Below are 21,908 nucleotides of genomic sequence, written 5' to 3'. Positions count from 1 at the left end.
AGAGGTGTAGTTCAGTCAAGATTGAAACAATGAACACTGAACGAACTGATCAGGTGGAGGCGCGCGCGGCGAAGCACGCTGCGCTGGGTGACCCATCTCGCCTGCGGATCGTCGACCGTCTCACGCTGGGCGACCTCTCCCCCACCGAAATCGGGGTGGCGTTGGGCCTTCCCTCCAACCTCGTCACACACCATCTGAATGTGCTGGAGTCCGTGGGGATGGTCTCACGTTCACGCTCGGAGGCTGACAAACGGCGCAGCTATGTTCACCTGACCGAAACCGCGCTTCGCGGGCTCACTCCCGGCCGAGTGGAGCGCGCGGATCGCGTCGTGTTCGTCTGTACGGCGAACTCCGCCCGGTCGCAGCTTGCTGCGGCATTGTGGTCTACCCGCAGCAGCATCCCGGCGTCATCGGGAGGAACGCACCCGGCCGAGCGGATAGATCCGGGCGCGGTTGCTACAGCCGAGCGCCACGCCCTCGCGCTGCCTACGGAATCACCGCGCGCCCTGACTTCGGTCCTGACCGATTCGGATTTCGTGGTGACGGTGTGCGATAACGCTCACGAAGAACTCGGCGTCTCCGGGCACCTGCACTGGTCGATCCCCGACCCCGTGCGGATCGGCACCGATGACGCCTTCGACACCACTTACGACGAGCTGGAGCGCCGCATCGCGGAACTCGCGCCCCGTCTCGCCGCCAGCTGAAACCCAACCCGGAAGAAAACCCGTGACCGACACCACCCCCACCGTCCTATTCATCTGCCAGCACAACGCCGGCCGCTCACAGCTCGGCGCAGCTCTCCTAGAGCACCTGGCCGGCGACCGATTCCGCGCCACCTCCGCAGGCCTCGCCCCTGCCGACCAAGTGAACCCCGCCGTGGCCACCACAGTCGCAGAACTCGGAATGGACATCACCGCCCGGGCACCTCGCGCCGTCACCATCGACGACCTGGATACTGCCGACATCGTGGTCCTGATGAAGCCCGGACTCACCCTGCCTTCCACCCCCCGCGGCGAAGTGCTGGAATGGTCGTTCCCCAACCCGGAGTCCTGGGACGCCGAAGCAGTGCGCCCGCTGCGCCAAGCCGTATCCGAGAAGATCCAGAGCTCACTTCTCAACCGTTGAGCTGACTGGAGCGGAGCGCCAGAGGTCAGCGAATACGCCTGCCAAAACCCTCTGACGGCTCACGTTTCTGGACCCCATTCAGCGGCTGTACGAGTCATCCCGCCGTACACGATCATTCTCGGCGGGGTCGGTAGCTTCGCCGCCGATCGGTGCTGCGACAGGTTTCATGAGAATCCGCCACCTTCCATGAGAACTGCGACAACATTCGTGAGAAAGTGACGACTTTCGTGAGAAACGACAGGCCTGTCGAAATCTGCTTGATGTCCGATCTCACGAGAGTTGTCGTGAGATCGGATCGCGATCCCGCGAGTTTCCGGGACAGCTGTAGCCGGCACATGGAGCGACTTGCCTCATGACGCTTATCAAAATTCCGACGACGAGAATGATCGACCAAGCTGACTTGCTCGAGAGGCGTTGGAGCCAGTCACCTGTGGCAGGGTGGATCGCCGCAGGGCCGCGGGCATGGGCACCCACTGCACCAGGGGCGCGGTCTAGGAAGACTCTGCTGCGATCGGGATGTCGATATGCCCGCGAGCCACGACGACGTTGCGCTGGATGACGTAGCACTCCACGTAATGATTCCCTCGGAAGGAGGTCACTTCGCGGCGCTCGGTGCCGTGGGTCGGACGGATGATCTCACCGCGTACGTGATCCCGCCGCTCAGCTTCGGCTCCTCGGTTCAGTACCTTCCAACGCACCTCATATGATCCCGGCACGTCGATGTTGTCGATCGCGAACGTAAGTTGTTTCTTTGCGGGCAGTAGCGAGAACAGGTTGAGAAATGAGTTCAGCGAGGTAGGACGGAATCCGTCCTGGGTCACGGTACAGCTGATCTCGACCGAAAAACGGATGTCCACGGGATGGGTGTCCTCGATGAACTCCTCCGTGTCGTTGAACGATCTGGCTGCAAGCGCATTCTCCCCTCCAGCCACTACTGCTGGGACGGACTTTCCGAATACTGCTCTCCACTTCTTGTACTCGTTCTTCTGACCAGCAGCGTCGACCGCCTCGGTGCAAAGCTCAGCGCCGGACGCAGCCTTCTTCTGGAAGCGCTTCTTGACTCGAACGCGCTGACGGCTTCCAAGCGCCAGATAGAAATCGTGGTCCACCTGGTCCGCGAGGTACAGAAGGAAGTCGCGCATCATCTCGCCGTAGGATTCGGACGTGCCAGAGCGATGTTCCGTCGTAGACGTTAGGAAATTGTACGCAAGGGTGTCTACGAGCAGCCCGCCCATCACGACTCCTTGCTTGTTGCGCCATGCTCGAGCGAGCTTGCACAAGCGTCGCAGATTGCCACTAGTAGCTGAGTCTTCCTCGCTGATTGCGGAGATCTCATCGCGAGGCTTCGTCATCTTCCACGAGTCGCTGTAAGTGTCCGGGTAGTCGAAGGACCCGTCCTCGTTTTCGAACACGGGCTGCACCTCGAAAGTGAAGTTCGAGAACTCCACTACGACGACCAGCCTGTCGACCCCGACAGTCGTCGTCGGATACCGCTTCTGGATCGCAGCGCGGGCGCGCCGCAGCGCTTTGAGCGGCCCGCCTTCCTCCTCGTATGAGGCGCGCAGACTGGACGGCAATATGTACAGGAGGTCAAGGTCCGATATACCTTTGATCGCTGTCCAACGACCGTAGGAACCGACCATCAGCTTGTTCGCCGTGGAGCCGGTCAAGCTGCGGAACTCGCTGTTCAGAGCTTTCGTTACTTCGTCCCGCCGGTCGGCGATGCTCTCAGCAGTGTTGACCCTGAGATTGGTGAGGAGACCATCGAAGATGTCACCGGTTTGCGACATCAGTGCTCCCAATCCTCTCGAAGCGCCTCCGGCAGCATCAAATCGATCTCCTGCGTGCTGAGAGTGAGATCTTCCTTGTCCTTCAGGCCGGATTGAGCCATGGCATACGCCTGCGGTGTCGTTCGCGGGGCGTCCTTCAGCACGGCCTGAGCCGCCTTCTGCAGCTCGTCTCGTTTCTGCCGCGCCTGGTCGAGCGGCAGAGACTCGGACTTCAGGTCCACAATCAGCGACAGATACGACTCCCGCAAGTTCCATAGCAAAGCCGCGGTGTCGCGGTGCTGCTGCATCTCCTCGCCGTATCGGAATGTCCGGTCACCCAGGCTTGCCGCCGTGACTAGCACGGCGATGAAGGAGGTAGCTAGCGATGCCCACTGCGGGTCCAGCAGCAGCCCGAAGAGTGACGCTAGGAACGTCCCCGATCCGACCGCCGTGAGAACGAACTTCCAGACTCTTTGCCTCCGCGAGGACATCGCGCAGATGTCAGCTTGCTTCTCATGGGTCTTCTGCGTGTACGCGATGCGCCCATATAGCTCTCTCACCTGGTTGAGAAGCAAGTCACGACCCGCCTCTGACGGTTCTGTCTCTCGTCGATGCATCTTTCCCCCAGCCCACGGCGACAGTCCGCCGCAAGTGCATGCTAGCGGCGGACACCGACACGGCCCGTTTCGAAGGCGAACCAATGGGCGTAGCTCGGCCGGAACGTTGGGGACGAAGTCCCGCGCAGGCTACGACTCTTTCCGTTCACCCCAGAGAGAAACGACTCTGCATGCCCCGGAATTTACATCCGGCTCACAAGCGCGATCCGTCATGAAGCCTGAGCGAATTCACCGATAGAGGCGACGCAGTCGCGCTACTTCCTCGATTTAGAGAGCTAGCGGACATTCCCGCAACGTCGAGGACGACGAGTACAGTCTGACCCGTGAGCGATTCGTCTGGCCAGCCTCGTGTACGCGGTGTGATTGAAAGCGTCAATGGGCGTGCGAATGGTCGCGGCATCCCTGAGCTCAGCCAGGCCGTTCTTCGTCTGGAGGATGGGTCGACGCTCGAGGTGCGTATGCCGCGGCCATTGGGAACAGAGCGGTATTTTCAGGCGCTCCCTGTCGCGTTCGATTTTGTCGACTTTGGTGTTTGCCCGATCTGCTTCGCGCCGGAGCCGCGAAGCCGAGAGCATGTGCCGCCCCACTCAGTTGGCGGGAGCGTGATCACGATGACCTGTGAAAATTGCAACAACGAGTTCGGCAGCAAGTACGAGCCGCACCTGCGCAATTGGTATGAGAACGCGATCGGGAAGGTACGACTCTCGGGCAAGACCGTTCCCGGCCGCCGCAGCGTTGGCGAGTACCTACTACGCGAGAACGCATCCGGCGGGTTTGTTCTCTTCCAACACGGCAAACACGACCCGGCGGTCTCTCAGATCTTGGGAGAACAGGAGTTCGAGATGAGCTACGAGATTGTCGACGCAACCCGTTCGCACATCGCAGCGGTCAAGACTGCATATTTGGCCGGATGCGTTGCGCTGCACGCGATCCCGCGGACGCCCCGCGCTGATGCGTTGAGAGCTGAGCTCCTCGTTGCCCGAGACGTGCCCCGTGACCAGAAGGCTGAGCTCGGCGACGTAGCGAGGTCCATCAAGGTCGCGCGTTCCGCACACGAACCGAGCCCTGGCGAGATCATCTTGATGGCAGCCTCGGATGAACTAACGGAATCGGCAATGGTGATCAGCTTCAATCGCGTCTTCGCCGTCGATTGGCCGTTCGACCCGATCACGGGATTCACAAGGCGTGTGGACTGATGGCGGCTCAGAACGATCGTCGCGGCCAGAAGAAGGTGGCACCGACGATCGAGCCCGCAAAGATCGTGGAACGCTTTGTTCTGCGTGCGCGACGGGTTGCCGCGTACTCACTCTCGCAGTCGAGGGACCGCCTCCAGGCGTTCGCCAACACCATGATCCGCGGCAACATCGATCTCGCGGGCCGCTTTACCGTCGTAGAGGACCTGCCCGATGAGGAGACCTTCGAGTCTCTCGTCGCTCGCCTGCGCCCGCTCACGGTCGAGTCGGAGCCGATCTTTTACAACCGGGTCCTCGACGCGATCACCGCATTGACTGCCGGGGCGGCATCAGCTTCCGATAGGCAGCGAATCACGGCCCTACGAGCAGCCTGGGGGTCTACGGAAATCCAGGGAACACAAGTCCAGGGATACACCGTTCAGGCGGTCGGACCCGATCATGCACCGACCAGCATCGTCTCGGATACGCAACTTGCGGCAGGCTGGCTCTACGCAGATCTCGTCCACGCGGACCCCCGCGGAGCGAAGGTGGCGGCGCTCGAGCATGATCTCAAGGAGCGCTACACCGCGGCGGTTCGCGTGTTCTCGCGCATCGCAATGCTCACACTCGACACATTGGACCTTGTTCGCGACCTGCAAGAACGATCGCTGATCATGTTGCCTGATGATGCATGGACGTCCGCGGTAAGCGTTCACGAGTCGGAGTCACCGATCGATGTGCGCGTGTTTTACGCCGACACCGGCACCGCGGTCCCTGATCTAGCGGAAGGCAGCGACCTGCCGACCGAATGGTCGCGCTTCACCGTCTCTGACCTGTTCCTGCAGGACCCCGCCAATCAGGTGTCCCTCACCCTTCAGACTGGCGACGAGCATACGAACCTCGAAGCCGCAGTCATGCACCGTCGCCCTGAAGAAGGCGGCGTCGAATGGGACATTTTCGTCGATGGGTGCCTCATCCTCACCTTCGCGTTCACATTCGAGAACGATCGGGCAGTCGCATGCACCCTCGCTGAGGAAAAGTACCTCGAACTCACAAACGCGCAAAAGCTTCGCTCCACACAGCTCGCACGGCGCCTGCACTCAGCAGATCGCGCGGTGTTCGACGTCCCCGGCGGAAACATCACCATCTCGATGGAGGACCTCAGCGCCGAAGAGGAACTCCAGATGCGCGTTATCGAGGAGGCGCTCAGTGATGTGATCGAGATCGAGAGGATCACGGGAAATGAGATCGGAGTCTGCAACGGACGCTTCACTAACCTGGAACGCGTCAGACTGCGGCAGACACGTCTGATCTGGGAAGGCAAAGTCGTCCATGCCCGCCTAAAGAGCGCGACCGTCACCTCACCATCGGGAAATCCACCGCAGGTCATCACCATCAAGGAGGGATCGATCGCGTTCGCCGGGCAACAGATCCCAACGCCCGCGACGCACCTCTGGCATCAGCAGCTCGAGGTGCATCCCACCACGGCGACCGACAGCCCCGGGCACCCGCGCGACTACATCATGAGTCCGCCGCAAGGCGAGCACCTTGTAGCGTGGGCCCCCACACGGTTAGTCCGCTCTGAAACCGAGCCAGTGCTCGCGTCGCCGTGGGATCTCACCGGAATCGATGAAAAGTCGTTCCCGTAGCACCGACGAGTTCGGCACAACGCAGTCGACGCGCCGAGCACGGACAGAGCACCGGCAGCCCATCAGTTCCGTCTCGGCCAGCAAGGCAGGCGCGATCCTCACCAGAACTTTCCTGCACGCGGGCTTCACCAACTACGCCATAGTGGCGGGCTGCAGATGGCGATCGACGCGAAACGCGCCTGTCTCACCTGGAGCCGCCTGCGGAGTTCGCGGTGCCCGCCGAGTGGGAACGCACCTATCGACCACTCGCCGTGAAGACCCCTGCAGCTGGCGAGATCCTCACGCTCACGTACACAGCTGCACCCCGCACTACCCTCCCCAATCAGAAGCGCCCGGGGCGAGGTGCCCGTGCGCAGCCATTGGCGTAGCGGTCAGCCTGCACTCTCGAAGGCCGCGAAGCCCCTAGAGCTTCCCAGCGAGGACCATCGCGCGCATCGCGATCTTGCCGGCATTCATGATCCCGTATCGGTCTTCGACCCGCGCGGCGAGCTCGTTCACGGATTCTCCTGCTTCCGCGGCACCGAGCACGCTGCCGAGCAGCACCGATTGATCGTAGACATCTCCGCCGGGGGCTAGGAACTGCGCCATCAGCTCTTCGGTGGGAGTGAGGGGTTTCCCGCGCAACGGAGTGCTCACCTTCCATCGAGCATCCAGGCGGTTCAGCGAGTACCACTTCGCTCTCGACCGGACGGAGCTCGGCGATAGTTTGACGCCACCTTTCCCCGACGTCACGGCTGCGCGAGCCCAGATATTTCCCCCCGCTCCTTGAGGCTTCTGGAAGGTCATGTCGCTGCGCGCGATGACGGCCATCGGCTGCAGCATCAGGGTAAAGACGCAGGAGTCATGGACCTCGAGCCGGATCCGGCTTTCGTCCTCTCCCCAGCTGCCGCCTACCAGCTGACCCGACACTCGCAAGTCCTCCGCACCCTTCGAGCTGAAGAGCAGCGCCGGGCTGAGTAGCGTCACCGGGGTTCGGCCCTTGTTGATCACTGTGATGACAGCGACATCGAGTGCGGGACCGTCCAGTCTGTATGGCATCCGCCAGTCGATGGCATCGGGGTTCTCCATATCTGCCGGAGAGGCACGTACCATCGGAGGCCATCGGTTCGGCCGAGCTCGAGCTGCACCTTCAGGATGCTGCCGCCCCATACCCACTCCCGGACAGCCCAGAAGAGTGCCACAGCCGCGACGACCAGGATCCCCACCTGCACCAGGTCGGCAAGAGGATTAGGGGCCGGCGCGACGCAGGCGAGGGCGGCTAGATAGATCACGTGGCCTCCTGGCGGTCACGTGATCTTACCGAGGCCGACGCTCTGCGCTTCTCCGGACATGTTCGGCACGGGTCACTCGTAAGGGAGGGCGCTTCGCACAATCTTCAACGCTCCTGCTCGAGCAGCCTCGGCGAGCACCCTGCCGTGAAACAGTGGCCCTGTTCGGTACATTGATGCGACCGACTGGATCTGTCACGTATTGAATCGTCTCGCCTCGAAAGACCACGAATGGAGCCCCCATGGCCCAGGACTACCCGCTCGAGGAACTCAGTCCGCGCGCTTTCGAACAAATGACGATCGCCGTGTGTGAGGAGGTGTTCGGTCCAGGGCTTGAAGCCTTCGGGGCGGGGCCGGACGGGGGGCGCGAGGCCACCTTCCGTGGGCTCATTCGGTGGGGCACCGAGCCTGACGATCCGAACGTGTGGGATGGGTACACGGTGATCCAAGCGAAACAGCGCGAGCATCACTCCGTCGATCCCGCTAACAACCTCTCTTGGCTTCTCAAGCAGATCGACGCGGAACTCGAGAAATGGCTGGACATGTCCAGCACCCGGGCTTCAGTCCCGGACCACCTCCTTTTCGTCACGAACGCCCGCATCTCGAGTGCGCCGGGCGCCGGCATCGACCGCCTCACCGCGCACCTTGCCAAATGGTTGGACAACCCCGCGTCCGGCGACCCGAGAGTCACCCTGCGAAAGCGCGGCCTTCGACAGATCCGGGTGTGGCACCGAGACAAAGTCAACTCTCTTCTCACCGCGCACGGATCCGTGCGCAACGGGTTCAGGGCTCTCCTCACCGTGGGTGACCTGCTCGAACGCCTCACTCAGATTTCCGACACCTTGAGGCCCGACGAGCTGCATCCCTTCTTACACACCCACGCGGGAGCGGCGCTGTCCGCCGAACGCTGGGTCCATTTTCAAGAAGCTGGCGGCAGCGACCGCGAGTCCGTCGAGCAGATCGTCATCGACCTGAAAACTACCGACGAAGACGCAACGGAGTCTACGGTCCTCTCCGAGATCTTCACCCGGTCAAGCGCTGTGCTGAAACCCATGATGGCCGATCGGGTGGAGCGCCCCCACGTCGTCATAACCGGACGAGCAGGAAGCGGCAAGAGCACCATCACGAAATTCGTCACGCAGGCATTTCGCTCACAATTTGCGGCAGAAGAGTCTCTGCCACCCACCGCTCGGCACGTCCGCGAAGCAACCGAGGCAGCATTCCGCGGCCTCGGGACGGATGGTCCTACCGGGCGGCGATGGCCCGTGCTCATCAGGCTCACGGATTTCGCTGCGGCCATCGGGCCGAGCGGCGACCTCATGCTGCTCCGATTCCTCGCCGACACGATCTCGCGCCGGGCCGACATCGACATCAAACCGAACGTCCTCAAACGGTGGCTCACCTCCTGGCCGTCGATCATCATCCTCGACGGGCTCGATGAAGTGACCGCGCTCGAGGTCCGCCCACGAGTGCTCGACGCGATCACCTACTTTGTGGAAGACCTCGAGAACAGCAACGCCGACCTCCTCTGCATCTTCACCACCCGCCCCTCCAGCGACGCGGAACGATTCATGCCCGAACGATTCCGTCAACTTAACCTCACCTCCCTCGATCGGGAAACAGCAGAACGCTACGGGCGCATGGTCACTCAACGGCGCCTCGCCGACGATCCGGACCGCCGAGACCCACTCCTCGCGTCCCTGGAACGTCAGTTCTCACTGAGCACGATGCAACGCCTCATGAAGACTCCGCTCCAGGTACTGATCATGACGATCATCCTGGAGCGAGTCGGAACACTGCCCTCGGACCGCTACCAGCTCTACTCCCAGTACTTCGACACGATGTACACGCGCGAAGCAGGAAAACCCACCACCCTGGCACCCCTCCTCGCGTCACAGAATCACGCCATCATCTATCTGCACGAAACGGTCGGCCGGGTCCTCCACATCAAGGCGGAAACTTCCGGAGGCGAAAAATCGGTGATGCCCCGCGGGCAGATGCGCGAGCTTCTCGACGCCCGACTCACCGAACTCGAACACGACACAGACCGCCTCCGAACCCAGATCGGGGACCGGATCATGCAAGCCGCAACCGAACGGCTCGTCCTCCTCGTGCCCGCCGAAGACGACGGGTTCGCCTTCGAAGTCCGCAGCCTTCAAGAACTCATGGCTGCTCGGTCACTCGTGAAAACCAACGACGCCAACCTTCGCACGCGGCTCATCGCCCTCGCCCCCAGCCCGCACTGGCGCGCAACCTGGGTGTTCATGGCCGGATACGTATTCTCCAACGGCACCGACGAACAACGAGAAATGATCGTCCACATCGTGGAGAACGTCGACATCGGCGAGACGTGGCCCGGCTGGTTGAGCCCGATCGGCCCCGAACTCGCCGCTGCCCTCCTCGACGATGGCCTCGCCACCCAGACACCTAAATGGCTGCGCCACCACGTGAGCCGTCGAGAAGTCCGGTCCCCTCAACTGCGATTCCGGCGTAGACGAACGTGCCTCCACATCGCTCGGAAAGCTGCTTGAGCATGTCTGATGCCTCGACGTTCTGCCGGTACTTCAGATCGAGGTGATGCACGTCATCGACCAAGACAAGTTCGGTGGAGCATCTGCGCAGGGCGTTCGAGACCGCTTCCAGCAGGTCCCCGTAGGTCATCCTGCTGAGAACCGGGAGACCAAGGAATCGGGCGAACTCATGCATCAGAGCTTTGGCTGAGCACTGGGCGGGTACCGCGACATACACGACTGGGAGCATGCCCGGCCCCGCAGCCGGGTGGCCGGTGTCTCGCCGCCTGCGTTCGTGTGCTCTACCGATCTCGACTAGCGAAGTAGTCTTGCCCTGGCCTGGCTCCCCCGAGAGGATCAGGCCTAGCTTCCCGACTCGTCGGTAGGCGTTGAGCATGACGCGATCCCGCACGGCTCGCTGGAAGGCTTCGAACTGCGGTGTCCGCACGAAGGCGCCTGCCTGCGAGTATTGAGCTCGTCCCTGGTTGTATAACGCGCGGTCCCCGAAGCTCATGGCCCGAAGCTCCTCGGATGTGACCGGCGCCGGGCGCTCATACGCGGTGTCGACGTGCTCGCGCCAGCCTTCCTTGGTCGCGATCTCGATCATTCGTCGATCCTCCGCCGCACCTCGTCGAGCCTGTCTCCGATGAGAGGGAAGCCACCGGTGTTAGGCCATTCCTCAGTAGAGGTGGTCTCGATGGACGAATTGTCATCGTCAGCAGGTCGTTTCTCGTCCTCGATGCCCTTCACACTGGTGAAGTTCATCGGATCTTCAGCGATCGCTGCCAATCGAGCGCGCTCTCGCCCGCTTCGCTTCTGACCGTTGCTTCGAGGGGCCGGATTCCCTTGACCGGCGAACGCCTTGATCGCCATCGCAAGCTCGCGACGTTCAGCATCGAGATCCGCGACACCACCGGAGCGCGACGTGCGAGCGTACCGCCAGACATCACCCAGCATCGGGAGTTCATGGACCTGATTGGACCATCTCAGAGGGATGAACTCGCCGTCCCGCTCGAGCCAGACGACGTGCAGATTGTAGGGGTCTACGCGGATCGGCCATCGGCCGTTCCGCGCTTTGTCAGGAGACTTGCGCCTCCACAGGCCTTTGAGCCGCTCGGAGTTGTAGACGCGGTTATCGATGCGCACGCCGTAGCGGTTCAGAACTCGGTAGTCCACAGGTAGCAGCGCGATGTAGTCGTCTCGCGTCAGCGGTACGTGGAGTTCGGGCACGTAAGCGCGGAACGCGCGACACATCTCGTTCGGCGACAACTTGATGCGCGGATGCAACGGGTCCCGCAGTCCGTCATGCGGACGATTCTGCCACTCGACCGCGATCCAGTCCTCTAGGAGCTCCTGGGCCTGTGCGATCGTCAGTAGTTCGTCGGATTCCGTGTCTGTGTCGCGCCCGCGATGTTCGACGCTGCGGCCGACATATCCCTTCACATGCTGCAGCAGCATTGAGTTGATTGCCCCGAACGCTCGCTCTACGTGCGGTTTGTCCGTTGGTGTGTGCGGCGCCGAGGTGATCAGCGAGATATTCAAGGTTTCACACGCAGCGCGGAAATGCCGCGACAAATAGTTTCGTCCGCGGTCGGTGGTGATCGTGTCCGGAAACACATACGGCTGCGCGATACGCAATCGCTCAAATCGCTCCTGATCGATCAGTTGATCGTCAGCCCATGCCGTCGAAATCAGCTGTCGGGTCTCGCGAACCCCTTCCATACGCCGGCCATAGGGCACCAGGGCCCGTGCAAGGACAGCCACCAGGTCGACGCTCTTCGTCCCTTCGGGGCGGAGCATCGCGGCAAGAATCGAGCGCGTTGCGACGTCAAGGAGAATCGTCAGTTCGGGCCGGCCGACGGTTTCGTCATCGATCCGCAACATGACATCAATCCGCGTGGAGTCCATCTCGACCAGTTCGCCGGGACGCAGTGCGGTGCGAGTGCCGAATGTGCCGTCGGGTTGAAGCGCAAGCGACTCGCGAGTCTTGGCCGAACCGAAGGTGAATTGCCCGTGCTCGTCTGCTTCGAGAAGTCGGAAGAACGTCGCTCGGCTCGGCAGCTTCACCGCATCGCCGTGGAGACGTTCGACGCGCCTCATGATTTGTTCGATCGCTGTAGTTCGACTCACAGTCGAGGCGCGGCTCTTTCCTCCGAGTACGTGGTTGATGGCCTCGACGAGGCGTGGATCCCATGTGCTCTTGCGTGGGGAGCCTTTGCCTGCAGTGGTCGTCCCCTGCTCTCGGAACGCTTTAAGCCGACGCTCCACGGCGCGCGTGGAGACAGTTCTACTTAGGCGCACCTCCAGCCACTCGCGCTCTGCTTCAACAGCCTTCCCGACCCCGATCTCTTCTCGGGTCGCCTCGATACGTATGCAGGATTGCAGCCACGCATCCATGTCCGGCGTGATGTCCTGCACCTGCAGAGGAAGGTTCAGCAGACCTGAAGTGTCGCTAGGCACCGGTGTTGCATCATGTCGAAGCTCGTCGAGAGCGACTTCGACCTCACTTCCGTCCTCATCTCGGAGCATCGCCGAATCCTTCTCGATGAACAAGACCGAGAACTTGCGTTGACGCCACGTGAGCGACCCGCCAACTACAACCCGCATTACACGCTCCTTTGCCACACGATCGTTCTGATGTTGAGGGCTTGATCGAGATCTGCCTCGAGCGCCCCTGACCAGAGGTGCGCGTAGCAGTGTGCGAAGCCCTCGGATCCGACGCCGAGCAGCGCAGCTACCTCAGCCAGGGGCAGCCCATCTTCTGGGAGCATTGGCAGTTCTTCGCTGCTCGCCCAGTCTCGAAACGGGCCCAGGAATCGGAGGTTGGCCTCGCGGACTACCGATTCCGCGTCATAGACGACATACCGCCAGCCGCGCTCAGCGGCGAACACCGCTGTCATGTCGAACTGTCTTCTGACGTCGTCCTTGATCTGAGTCGCCGGCTTGACGTCCATCAGCACGGCGTGCCCGTCGTCCAGACGCACGAAGTAGTCCGGGCAGTGCTCGCGCGGGCCGTCGGGTGTGGTCCATCGGATCCACATGGGCTGGCTGGCGATCGCAACCACGCCCGGGGTGCGGTCCAATTCGATGAGGCAGCCCCGCTCCGTCAGCGACTCGAATCCGACAGACGCGCCAAGCGCACCCATCCAGTGGTAGCCGTCGTAATGACGCTTGAGCCGCCAACTGGGAAAGTTCCGAACGGGATCGCCTCGTTCGAAGGGCACGCTGTCGCAGTCGACGGCGTCGAGCTCTAGTTGCACGCCATCGAGACGGTACTCAACGCGAGCTCGCGTCCGGTTGGCTTTAGTGGTGGGAGGAACAGGCCACTGCTGAGTCAGGTCCATAGGGATCCAATCGACATCGACGGATACTTCCTATTCGGCAGTCAGCCTCTCTCCTGGGGAGCGGTACTGGCCTATGTCCTGAGCCCTGACAAAGATGCCCCGACTGGGGATCTGCTCACGGGCAGACTATGTCCGGCACCCAACGAGGCTGGTCGACACGCCGCTCTTCCGACACGTCTAGTGAGACTCCGACACTTTCGTGAGACTCTCCGACAGCCTTCGTGAGACTCCGACACTTTTCGTGAGATCGGACAATCGTCGCCGGGTGCCTGCCATTTGTGATCAAACCGTTGCATTCGTTACCTCGCCGTTATACAGTGATCGCACGGTGAATGTTTGCTGTGGCATCCACCGCATGTGATTGCAGGACACTCTTGGTGCAAGGGACAAGGGCCGGTCGGGAGCCTCTCCGACCGGCCCTTTACTGCGCCCGGTACTCTGTGAGGATGACCGATCGGAAGCTCGCGCTGGAGGCCTGGGAAAGCCTGTTCCGCGCGCAGCACGAATTGTTCACCGAGATGGCAGCCGACTTCGACACCGGCGACATCACGCAGGCCGAGTACGACGTGCTGCTCACCGTCACACGCTCGCCGGAGATGACCGCCCGCCTGCGCGACATCACCGCCAACATGCTCATCAGCCAGCCGAGCGTCTCCCGCCTCGTCGACCGGATGGTGACGCGGGGACTGGTCGCGAAGTGCGCCGACCCGGACGACGGCCGCGGCGCCCTGATCCGCGCGACGGACGAGGGCGCCCGGGCCTTCCGTGCGCTCGCGACCGTGCACGGCCGGTCGATCGCCGACCGGATGTCACGCCTCGACGACGAGGAGCTGCGCCTGCTGCGCGACCTCGCGGAGAAACTCCGCACCCGCTGACCGCTCCCCTCCTCCACAGGCAGGGCGGCGGGAGGAACGCCCACCGATACCGGCATGATGGCGCCCGACGCGGTGGCGGGCGTCTCTTTTCTGGCAGGGTGGGTTGCGCACGCCCACATCGACCGTGGGCATATCGGACCGCCCCCTCGGGGGGAACCAGGGAGGTCATCCATGGAGATCGCCGGAATCGTCGGCATCCTCATCGTCATCGGGATCGCGGTCGTCGCCGCGATCGTCGTCCTGCTGATCCTGCTGCTGTTCGCCCGCAGCTGGATCAAGGTGGCTCGCGCCGACGAAGCGCTCGTCATCTCCGGACGCAAGCAGAAGGTGCAGCGTGCCGTGATCGGCGCCGACGGCACGAGCAGCTCGGAGATGTCGGAATCGCCCGTCACGGTCATCGTGAACGGGAAGTCGCTCGTCAACCCGATCACCCAGCGCCACGAGATCATCTCCCTCCGCTCGCGGCAGGTGTCGCTCAACGCCGAGGCTCAGTCGCTCGACAACGTGACGCTCAACGTCGACGGCGTCGCCATCGTCAAGATCGGCTCCGACCCGCTGCTGGTGCGCCGGGCCGCCGAGCGCTTCGCCTCCCAGGACAAGGCCATCGAGCAGTTCACCACCGAGCAGCTGGAGGGCGCCCTGCGCGGCATCGTCGCGACGCTCTCCGTCGTGGAGCTCATGCGGGAGCGCAAGAAGTTCTCGGACCAGATCGCCGCCGACGTCTCCCAGGAGCTCGCCGAACAGGGCCTCATCCTCGACTCCTTCCAGATCAAGGGCATCACCGACAAGGTCGGCTACATCCAGTCCCTCGGTGCGCCGGAGATCCAGGCGAAGCGTCAGGCCGCGGAGATCTCGCAGACCAACGCCGACCGCGCGATCAACCAGAAGAACATCGCCAACCAGGAGGCGAACCTCGTCGAGCAGACCGCTCTCGACACCAACACCGCCAACGCCAACGCCGGCATCGGCCGGGCCCGCGCCGAGGCGGAGCAGGCCGAGCAGCTCGCCCGCGCCCAGGCCGAGCAGGCCGTGCTGCAGCAACAGGCCGAGAACAAGCAGGCGCAGCTCGACGCCGACGTCAAGCGCGTCGCGGACGCCCAGCGGTACGAGGCGGAGACCCGCGCGCAGGCCGAGCTCTACACGCGTGAGCGGGCGGCCGAGGCGGCGGCGATCGAGCAGGTCAAGCAGGCCGAGGCGCGCACCCGCATCGCCGAGCAGCAGGCGCAGGCCGACAAGGCGCGCGCCGACGGTGAGGCTGCCGCCGCGATCGCGAAGGCGACCGGTGACGCGGATGCTCTGCGCGCCCAGGCGGAGGCCGAAGCCGAGGCCCGTCGCCTCCGCGCCAACGCCGAGGCCGAGGCGATCCGCGCCGAGGGTGAGGCCCGTGCAGCCGCTGTCGAGGCCGAGGCCAAGGCCATCGCCTCCAACCAGGATGCCTTCCTCTCGCAGCGCGTGCTGGAAGTGCTGCCGTCGATCATGTCGGAGTTCGCGAAGGGCTACGCCGCCATCGGCAGCGTCTCGATCGTCGGCGGATCCGCCGAGGACGGCGCGTCGAACGTCGTCGGCGCCGACAGCGCGAAGGCCATGCGCTCGGTGTTCGACAGCGTGCACTCCGCGACAGGCCTCGACCTGGCCGGAATCATCCAGGGGCAGGCCGTCGGTCGCGGCTTCGGAGCCGGAGTCGCCGAAGCGTCCGCACCGACCCCGGCGCCGCGCACGCCCGCACCGACCACCCCGCCGCCACCCGCTCCCCCGGCTCCCGACGCGGAGTAAGCAGCACAGGACAGCGGATGCCGCGACCGACTCGGTCGCGGCATCCGCTGTCTGTCGTCGGGCACCGCCTCTGCCGGTTCACAACTCAGGAGATCGGCAAGCACGGACGCGGCGATCCCTCTCTGTGCGCCGAATCCCCCCGGATCTCCTGAGTTGTGAACGGCTCCGGGCGCCGATCAACCGGGCAGACTGGACGGGTGACCCGCGCTGCCTTCGACCTCGCCGCCATCGGTGCCGGCCTGTCGTTCGCGGGCGCCCTCGAGGAGCTCTCCGCTGCCCTCGACACGAGCGGCTCCGTGGTGGTGACCGCGCCGCCGGGCACGGGCAAGACCACCCTCGTACCGCCGCTCCTCGCCTCACGAACCACCGACCGCGTGATCGTCACCCAACCCCGCCGGGTCGCCGCGCGTGCCGCCGCCCGCCGACTCGCACACCTCGATGGCTCCCCGCTCGGATCCCGGGTGGGCTTCACCGTCCGCGGCGAGCGCACCGCCGGGCCGGATACGAGGGTCGAGTTCGTCACCGCCGGCGTGCTCCTGCGACGGTTGCTGGACGACCCGGGACTCGACGGCGTGAGTGCGGTCATCATCGATGAGGTGCACGAGCGTGCCCTCGAGACCGACCTCCTCGTCGGCCTGCTCTCGGAGGTGCGGGAGCTGCGGGATGACCTCGTCGTCGTCGCGATGTCCGCCACCCTCGACGCTGCCCGGCTCGCCGCCGTCATCGGCACCGCCGAGTCCCCCGCGCCGATCGTCGACCATGACGTCCCGGCCTTCCCCCTCACCGAGCGCTGGGCTCCGAGTCCCACGCCCCGCCTCGACGAACGGGGAGTCACCCGCGGCTTCCTCGAGCACATCGCGAGTGTCTCCGCCTCCGCCGCCACCGAGCTGGTCCGCGAAGACCCCGAAGCCGACGTGCTCGTGTTCGCCCCGGGCGCTCGCGAGGTGTCGGAGATCGCCCGACGCGTCCGCACTCTGAACGGCGCCTTCGACGTGCGGGAGCTGCACGGCCAGATCCCGCCGGCCGAACAGGATGCCGTGATCCGCGGTCGTGCACCGGGGGGCGTGCCCCGCATCATCGTCGCCACCTCGCTCGCCGAGTCGTCGATCACGGTGCCGGGTGTGCGGATGGTCGTGGACAGCTGTCTGTCCCGGCAGCCGCAGCGCGACGCCGCCCGCGGCATGACGGGCCTGGTCACCACCGCCGCCTCCCGTTCCTCGTGCGTGCAGCGTGCCGGACGCGCGACGCGTCAGGGCCCCGGCATCGTCGTCCGGTGTGTGGACGAGCGCGCCTACGCCGCGGCTCCCGCGCGTCCGTCCCCGGAGATCGCGACGGCCGACCTCACCGACGCCGCCCTCCTCCTGGCGTGCTGGGGTGCCCCGGGCGGACGAGGCCTGCGGTTGATCGAACCGCTGCGAGCCGACAGCCTCGCCGACGCCGTCGCGGTGCTTCGCGGTCTCGGAGCGATCGACGACGACGGGCGCGCCACGGCCGAGGGCCGCGTGCTGGCCCGCATCCCGACCGACCCCCGGCTGGCCAGGGCGCTGCGGGACGGCAGCCCCGTGGTGGGGAGCCGGCTCGCCGCCGAGGTCGTCGCGCTTCTGGGCGGTGATCAGCGCGTCCCGGATGCCGACGTCGCCCACGCTCTTGTCGCGTTGCGGGGCGGCGGGACTGCGGAGGCCCGTCGCTGGCGCGAGGACGCGCGTCGTCTGGAACGCCTCGCCGATCCGACGCCGGACACCCGCGCGGGTCTCGACGGCGTCGGTCTCGTGATCGCGCTGGCCTTCCCCGAACGTGTCGCCCACCGCGTCGAGCACACGGGATCGGGAGCGACGTTCCTGCTGGCCTCCGGCACGCGGGCCGGAGTGAGCGGTTCCCTCGCGTCCTCGGAATGGCTCGCCGTGGCCGATGTCGCCCGCGCCTCGTCCCGGGCGGCCGCCGGTTCCGGTGCGGTCATCCGTTCCGCGGCGGCCCTCACCGAGGAGCAGGCGGAGCGCGCGGCGGGCCCCCTGATGAGCGACCGCGTGGAGGCCGAGTTCGTCGGAGGTCGTGTGCAGGCCCGCCGCGAGCGCCGGATCGGTGCGATCCTGCGCTCATCGGTGCCGGTGCGAGCGGCGGCATCGGAAGGGCGGGACGCCGTGGCCCGAGCCGTCCGACGCGATGGCCTCGGCATGTTCATCTGGTCCGACGGGGCGGAGGCCCTGCGCCGCAGACTCGCGCTGCTGCGACGTGAGCTCGGAGAGCCCTGGCCCGATGTGTCGGACGCGGGGTTGGTCGACGCCCTCGATGCCTGGATGGCGCCGGAGCTCGACGCGCTGGCATCCGGCACCCCCGCGAGTCGGCTGGATCTGTCCTCGGCGCTGCGCCGTCTGCTGCCCTGGCCCGAGGCCGTGCACCTCGATGCCCTCGTCCCGGAGCGGCTCGAGGTCCCCAGCGGCTCCCGCGTCCGCATCACCTACCCGGAACCCGACGGGGATCCGACCGCACGCCCCGTCGTCGCGGTGAAGCTGCAGGAGTGCTTCGGGTGGGCGGAGACTCCCCGGCTGGTGGACGGCCGCGTTCCCGTCCTCTTCCACCTGCTGTCCCCCGCGGGGCGGCCGCTCGCCGTGACCGACGACCTCGCCTCGTTCTGGTCCGGCCCCTATGCCCAGGTGCGCGCCGAGATGCGCGGCCGCTACCCCCGGCACCCCTGGCCCGAGGACCCCTGGGCCGCCGTGCCGACGAAGCACACCAAGAACCGCGCCGCGCGCTGACCCAGGCCAGGACTCCGGCTCAGCGTGTACGCCGCCGCAGCGTGAGGGCGGCGAGCACCAGAGCGCCGACCGCGAAGGCCGCGACGATGAGCAGCGGACCGAACACGTCCCACTCTTCGTCCCCCGCCGTGACGGCGTTGATCGTGTCGATCGCGTAGCTGAGCGGCAGCCAGTCGGAGATGGCGTACAGCACGTCGGGCATGTGGTCGCGCGGCATGAACAACCCGCCGAGGATGATCTGCGGGAACACCAGCAACGGCATGAACTGCATGGCCTGGAACTCGGTCTGGGCGAACGCGCTCGCCAGCAGGCCGAGGGCTGTGCCGAGCAGTGCGTCGACCACCGCGACGAGGCCCAGCTGCCACAGCGGTCCGTCGACGTCGAGCCCGCACACCCCGACCGCGAACGACACCGTGATCACCGCCTGCAGCACGGCCATCAGCCCGAACGCGAGCGCATACCCGAGGATGAAGTCGGCCTTCTCGAGCGGCGTGGTCATCAGCCGTTCGAGCGTGCCGGAACGGCGTTCGCGCAAGGTGGTGATCGACGTGATGAGGAACATCACGATGAACGGGAACAGCGCCAGGATGGCACCCCCGAACTGATCGAACACACCGTCCTGCTCGCTGAACAGCCAGGCGAAGAGACCGACGAGCAGGCTCGGGGCGATGAGCATCAGGGCGATGGACCGCGGGTCGTGTCGGAGCTGCGTGAGCACACGGCCGGCGGTCGCGAACAGCCGGCGGCCGTTCATGTCGCGTCCTCCTCCTGGCGCTCGTGCGCTTCTCGCCGCGCCCGCCGGGTGGTCGCGGCGCCGGCGGCCCTGTCACGTTCGATCAGCGCCAGGAACGCGGCCTCGGCGTCGGTCGTGCCGGTGTCGGCGAGCAGGGACGACGGCGTGGTGTCGGCGATGATCCTCCCCTCCCGCATCAGCAGCAGCCGGTCGCAGCGCACCGCCTCGTCCATCACGTGACTGGACACGATGAGCGTGACGCCCCGGTCGGCCAGCCGGCGGAACAGGGTCCAGAGCTCCGCCCGCAACACGGGGTCGAGTCCGACGGTCGGCTCGTCCAGCACGACCAGTTCCGGCGAGCCGATCAGAGCCACCGCGAGCGACACCCGCGTCGCCTGGCCGCCGCTCAGCGCATCGACGAGCTGCGTGGCCTGTGCGCCGAGGCCGACCTCCTGGATGACCCGGTCGACATCGCCCTTCGGCGCCTTCAGGAGCGACGCGAAGTACGAGAGGTTCTGCCGCACGCTGAGGTCGCCGTAGACCGAGGCGCCCTGCGTACCGTAGGCCACGCGGTGCCGGAGCCGACGCGAACCGCCCGGCTCACCCAGAACGGTCACGTCGCCGGAGGCGATCCGCTGCACACCGACGATCGACCGCATGAGCGTGGTCTTGCCGCACCCCGAGGGGCCGAGGAGACCCGTGATCTGCCCGCGCGGGACGGCGAGGTCGATGCCGTCGAACACGGATACGGCCCCACGCCGCACGCGGAGCTGCGTGATCTCGACCGCCGCGTTATTCATCATGCGATGAATTATGCGCCTCGCCTCGTCGGGCGTCAACGGCTCGGTGGGCACAGCTGCGGAGCGCCGGATCGACACGCCGTCGCCGGCCCGTGCCGACCAGCGCGGCGGCCGAGATCTCCGCAGCCGTGCCCGGGGACGCGGGCGTCAGTCGAAGAGGTAGCGCTGGACGGTGGGGCCGACGCGGCGGACGAGCTCGTCGACGGAGGCTCCGGCGAGCGCGGGGAGCTGCAGCACGTAGCGACCGATGAGCATGCCGGCGATCTGCGAGGCGACGAGGGCGGCGCGGAGGTCGGCGTCCTCCACGTCGAGGCGTCGTGCCACGCGGGAGAGCAGTTCGCGGGAGAGGAAGCCGGCGAGCAGGGGGGTCGTCAGCCTGCTCCCGATCGCCGTGCGCAGGAGCAGCACCCCGCGGCGGCGCACGTCGGGCTTCTCGAACGCGTCGAGCACGTAGCGGACGAGCCGGACCCCCGCTTCGTCCTTCGGCCCCGCGAGGATCTCCGGGACGTCGAGGTCGGGGCGCAACGGGATCCCGGCGGCCTCTGCGAACAGGTCGGCCTTGGTGCCGAAGTAGTGGTGGACGAGCGCGGAGTCGACGCCGGCGCGGGCGGCGATCGACCGCACCGTGGCGCCGTCGTACCCCTGCGCGCCGAACTCGTCGACGGCCGCGGACACGATGCGCTCGCGGGAGTCGGTGCCGCCGCGCGGGCGCCCGCGTCGTCTCGGCGCCCTCTGCTCGGTCATGCCCGTCAGCCTACGGCTCCGCGGAGCCTCGCTCGTCGAGCAGATGCCGGAGATACCGCTGCGGCTGCCCGAGGAACGAGCGCCAGTGGTTCACGATCTCGAGGTCCTCCCAGGCGGCAGGGCGGAGCCCCCACTCCCCGACCTCCAGGATGGTGGCGCCCGGGAGCGCCGCGAGCACCGGGGAGTGCGTGGCGCACAGCACCTGGCCGCCCTCGTCGGCGATGCGCTGCAGCACGGCGATCAGCGTGAGAGTCGAATGGAACGACAGGGCGGCCTCCGGCTCGTCCAGGCAGTAGAACCCCGGATCATCGAAGCGGCTGTCGAGCAGGGCGAGGAACGACTCCCCGTGGCTCATCTCGTGGAAGGACACGTCGCCGCGCAGGGAGGGGTTCTCCTCGAGGTACGTGTAGAACGAGTGCATCGTCTCGGCCCGCAGGAAGAATCCCCAGCGGTGCGCGCCGACGCCCCGTTGGAGGCGCAGCCAGTCCGACAGCGGCGACTCGGTCGGACGCGTCCGGTGCTGTGCCTGCCGGGATCCGCCTTCCGGGGAGAGACCGTACGCGATCGCGATGCCCTCGACGAGGGTGGACTTCCCGCTGCCGTTCTCGCCGACGAGGAAGGTCACTCCCGGTCCCAGATCCAGTCCCTCGCGCAGCACCTGTGCCACCGCGGGGATGTTCGTCGGCCACGTCCCGTCCGGGGTCGGCGCCTCGTCGTTCGCCCGCACCGCGACGACCGGCTGCTGCCGCATATGCCTCTCCCTTCCCTCCTCCGTC

General features: G+C 65.6%; 18 protein-coding genes. 8 read left to right on the top strand and 10 right to left on the bottom strand.

Annotated features, from left to right (window positions below; all coding sequences use genetic code 11):
- Positions 1-29 precede the first annotated feature (29 nt).
- Positions 30-704 (top strand): arsenate reductase/protein-tyrosine-phosphatase family protein, encoded by a 675-nt coding sequence (locus AB0310_RS13095; RefSeq protein WP_363444625.1) that lies wholly within the window; start codon positions 30-32, stop codon positions 702-704.
- Between the two features lie 22 nt (positions 705-726).
- Positions 727-1,125 carry an arsenate-mycothiol transferase ArsC gene (locus tag AB0310_RS13090; RefSeq protein WP_259953528.1) on the top strand — a complete coding sequence of 133 codons (399 nt, stop codon included), beginning with the start codon at positions 727-729 and terminating at the stop codon, positions 1,123-1,125.
- Positions 1,126-1,616: 491 nt separating this feature from the next.
- Here AB0310_RS13090 and AB0310_RS13085 read toward each other — a convergent pair whose 3' ends face one another.
- Positions 1,617-2,915: a nucleotide-binding domain-containing protein gene (locus AB0310_RS13085; RefSeq protein ID WP_045264191.1), complete on the bottom strand. Its 1,299-nt coding sequence runs from the start codon at positions 2,913-2,915 to the stop codon at positions 1,617-1,619.
- On the bottom strand, positions 2,915-3,469 hold the full coding sequence (locus AB0310_RS13080; protein WP_197073244.1) for an SLATT domain-containing protein: 555 nt from the start codon (positions 3,467-3,469) through the stop codon (positions 2,915-2,917). Before AB0310_RS13080 ends, AB0310_RS13085 begins: the two co-directional genes overlap by 1 nt.
- Positions 3,470-3,834: 365 nt before the next feature.
- Between AB0310_RS13080 and AB0310_RS13075 the strand changes: the two genes are divergently transcribed.
- Positions 3,835-4,707 (top strand): HNH endonuclease, encoded by an 873-nt coding sequence (locus tag AB0310_RS13075; RefSeq protein ID WP_153243569.1) that lies wholly within the window; start codon positions 3,835-3,837, stop codon positions 4,705-4,707.
- On the top strand, positions 4,707-6,332 hold the full coding sequence (locus AB0310_RS13070) for a restriction endonuclease subunit S domain-containing protein (RefSeq protein ID WP_366237413.1): 1,626 nt from the start codon (positions 4,707-4,709) through the stop codon (positions 6,330-6,332). The genes AB0310_RS13075 and AB0310_RS13070 overlap by 1 nt, the downstream gene beginning before the upstream one ends.
- Before the next feature lie 402 nt (positions 6,333-6,734).
- Here the strand turns inward: AB0310_RS13070 and AB0310_RS13065 are convergent, their stop codons facing one another.
- Positions 6,735-7,400: a hypothetical protein gene (locus tag AB0310_RS13065; RefSeq protein WP_366237412.1), complete on the bottom strand. Its 666-nt coding sequence runs from the start codon at positions 7,398-7,400 to the stop codon at positions 6,735-6,737.
- Between the two features lie 442 nt (positions 7,401-7,842).
- Here AB0310_RS13065 and AB0310_RS13060 point away from each other — a divergent pair, with 442 nt between their 5' ends.
- Entirely contained in the window at positions 7,843-10,131 is a 2,289-nt protein-coding gene (locus AB0310_RS13060; protein ID WP_366237411.1) for an NACHT domain-containing protein, read from the top strand.
- On the opposite strand, the gene AB0310_RS13055 is transcribed toward AB0310_RS13060, so the two are convergent.
- The 3 genes from AB0310_RS13055 to AB0310_RS13045 are packed head-to-tail and all read right to left on the bottom strand — an operon-like array spanning position 10,028 to position 13,454.
- Complete coding sequence (locus AB0310_RS13055) at positions 10,028-10,717, bottom strand: ATP-binding protein (protein WP_366237410.1); 690 nt, start codon at positions 10,715-10,717, stop codon at positions 10,028-10,030. The genes AB0310_RS13060 and AB0310_RS13055 overlap by 104 nt on opposite strands.
- A complete protein-coding gene (locus AB0310_RS13050) occupies positions 10,714-12,663 on the bottom strand; it encodes a TnsB C-terminal domain-containing protein (protein ID WP_259953532.1) in 1,950 nt (649 codons plus the stop codon). Before AB0310_RS13050 ends, AB0310_RS13055 begins: the two co-directional genes overlap by 4 nt.
- A gap of 53 nt (positions 12,664-12,716) precedes the next feature.
- Positions 12,717-13,454 (bottom strand): TnsA-like heteromeric transposase endonuclease subunit, encoded by a 738-nt coding sequence (locus AB0310_RS13045; RefSeq protein ID WP_082066568.1) that lies wholly within the window; start codon positions 13,452-13,454, stop codon positions 12,717-12,719.
- Positions 13,455-13,900: 446 nt separating this feature from the next.
- On the opposite strand from AB0310_RS13045, the gene AB0310_RS13040 reads away from it, so the two are divergent.
- The 3 genes from AB0310_RS13040 to hrpB all read left to right on the top strand — a co-directional run bounded on the left by AB0310_RS13040 (position 13,901) and on the right by hrpB (position 18,855).
- A complete protein-coding gene (locus AB0310_RS13040) occupies positions 13,901-14,329 on the top strand; it encodes a MarR family winged helix-turn-helix transcriptional regulator (RefSeq protein ID WP_025104537.1) in 429 nt (142 codons plus the stop codon).
- A 171-nt stretch (positions 14,330-14,500) separates the two neighbouring features.
- The gene (locus AB0310_RS13035; protein WP_187663263.1) at positions 14,501-16,102 is read left to right on the top strand and encodes an SPFH domain-containing protein; all 1,602 of its coding nucleotides are present in this window, start codon (positions 14,501-14,503) and stop codon (positions 16,100-16,102) included.
- A gap of 197 nt (positions 16,103-16,299) precedes the next feature.
- A complete protein-coding gene (hrpB, locus tag AB0310_RS13030; protein ID WP_366237409.1) occupies positions 16,300-18,855 on the top strand; it encodes an ATP-dependent helicase HrpB in 2,556 nt (851 codons plus the stop codon).
- A 19-nt stretch (positions 18,856-18,874) separates the two neighbouring features.
- On the opposite strand, the gene AB0310_RS13025 is transcribed toward hrpB, so the two are convergent.
- The 4 genes from AB0310_RS13025 to AB0310_RS13010 all read right to left on the bottom strand — a co-directional run bounded on the left by AB0310_RS13025 (position 18,875) and on the right by AB0310_RS13010 (position 21,883).
- A complete protein-coding gene (locus AB0310_RS13025; RefSeq protein WP_366237408.1) occupies positions 18,875-19,609 on the bottom strand; it encodes an ABC transporter permease in 735 nt (244 codons plus the stop codon).
- Positions 19,606-20,388, bottom strand: a complete 783-nt coding sequence (locus AB0310_RS13020; RefSeq protein ID WP_522727342.1) for an ABC transporter ATP-binding protein — start codon at positions 20,386-20,388, stop codon at positions 19,606-19,608. The genes AB0310_RS13025 and AB0310_RS13020 overlap by 4 nt, the downstream gene beginning before the upstream one ends.
- 147 nt (positions 20,389-20,535) lie before the next feature.
- Positions 20,536-21,132, bottom strand: coding sequence for a TetR/AcrR family transcriptional regulator (locus AB0310_RS13015; protein WP_366237406.1), 597 nt, complete (start codon positions 21,130-21,132; stop codon positions 20,536-20,538).
- A gap of 10 nt (positions 21,133-21,142) precedes the next feature.
- Positions 21,143-21,883, bottom strand: a complete 741-nt coding sequence (locus tag AB0310_RS13010; RefSeq protein ID WP_366237405.1) for an AAA family ATPase — start codon at positions 21,881-21,883, stop codon at positions 21,143-21,145.
- Between the last annotated feature and the right edge of the window lie 25 nt (positions 21,884-21,908).

Origin of the sequence: Microbacterium meiriae (assembly GCF_040702565.1) — a bacterium.
Lineage (GTDB): Bacteria > Actinomycetota > Actinomycetes > Actinomycetales > Microbacteriaceae > Microbacterium > Microbacterium meiriae.
The sequence above is the reverse complement of the archived record's forward strand: the minus strand, read 5'-3'. Positions and strand labels throughout refer to the sequence as shown.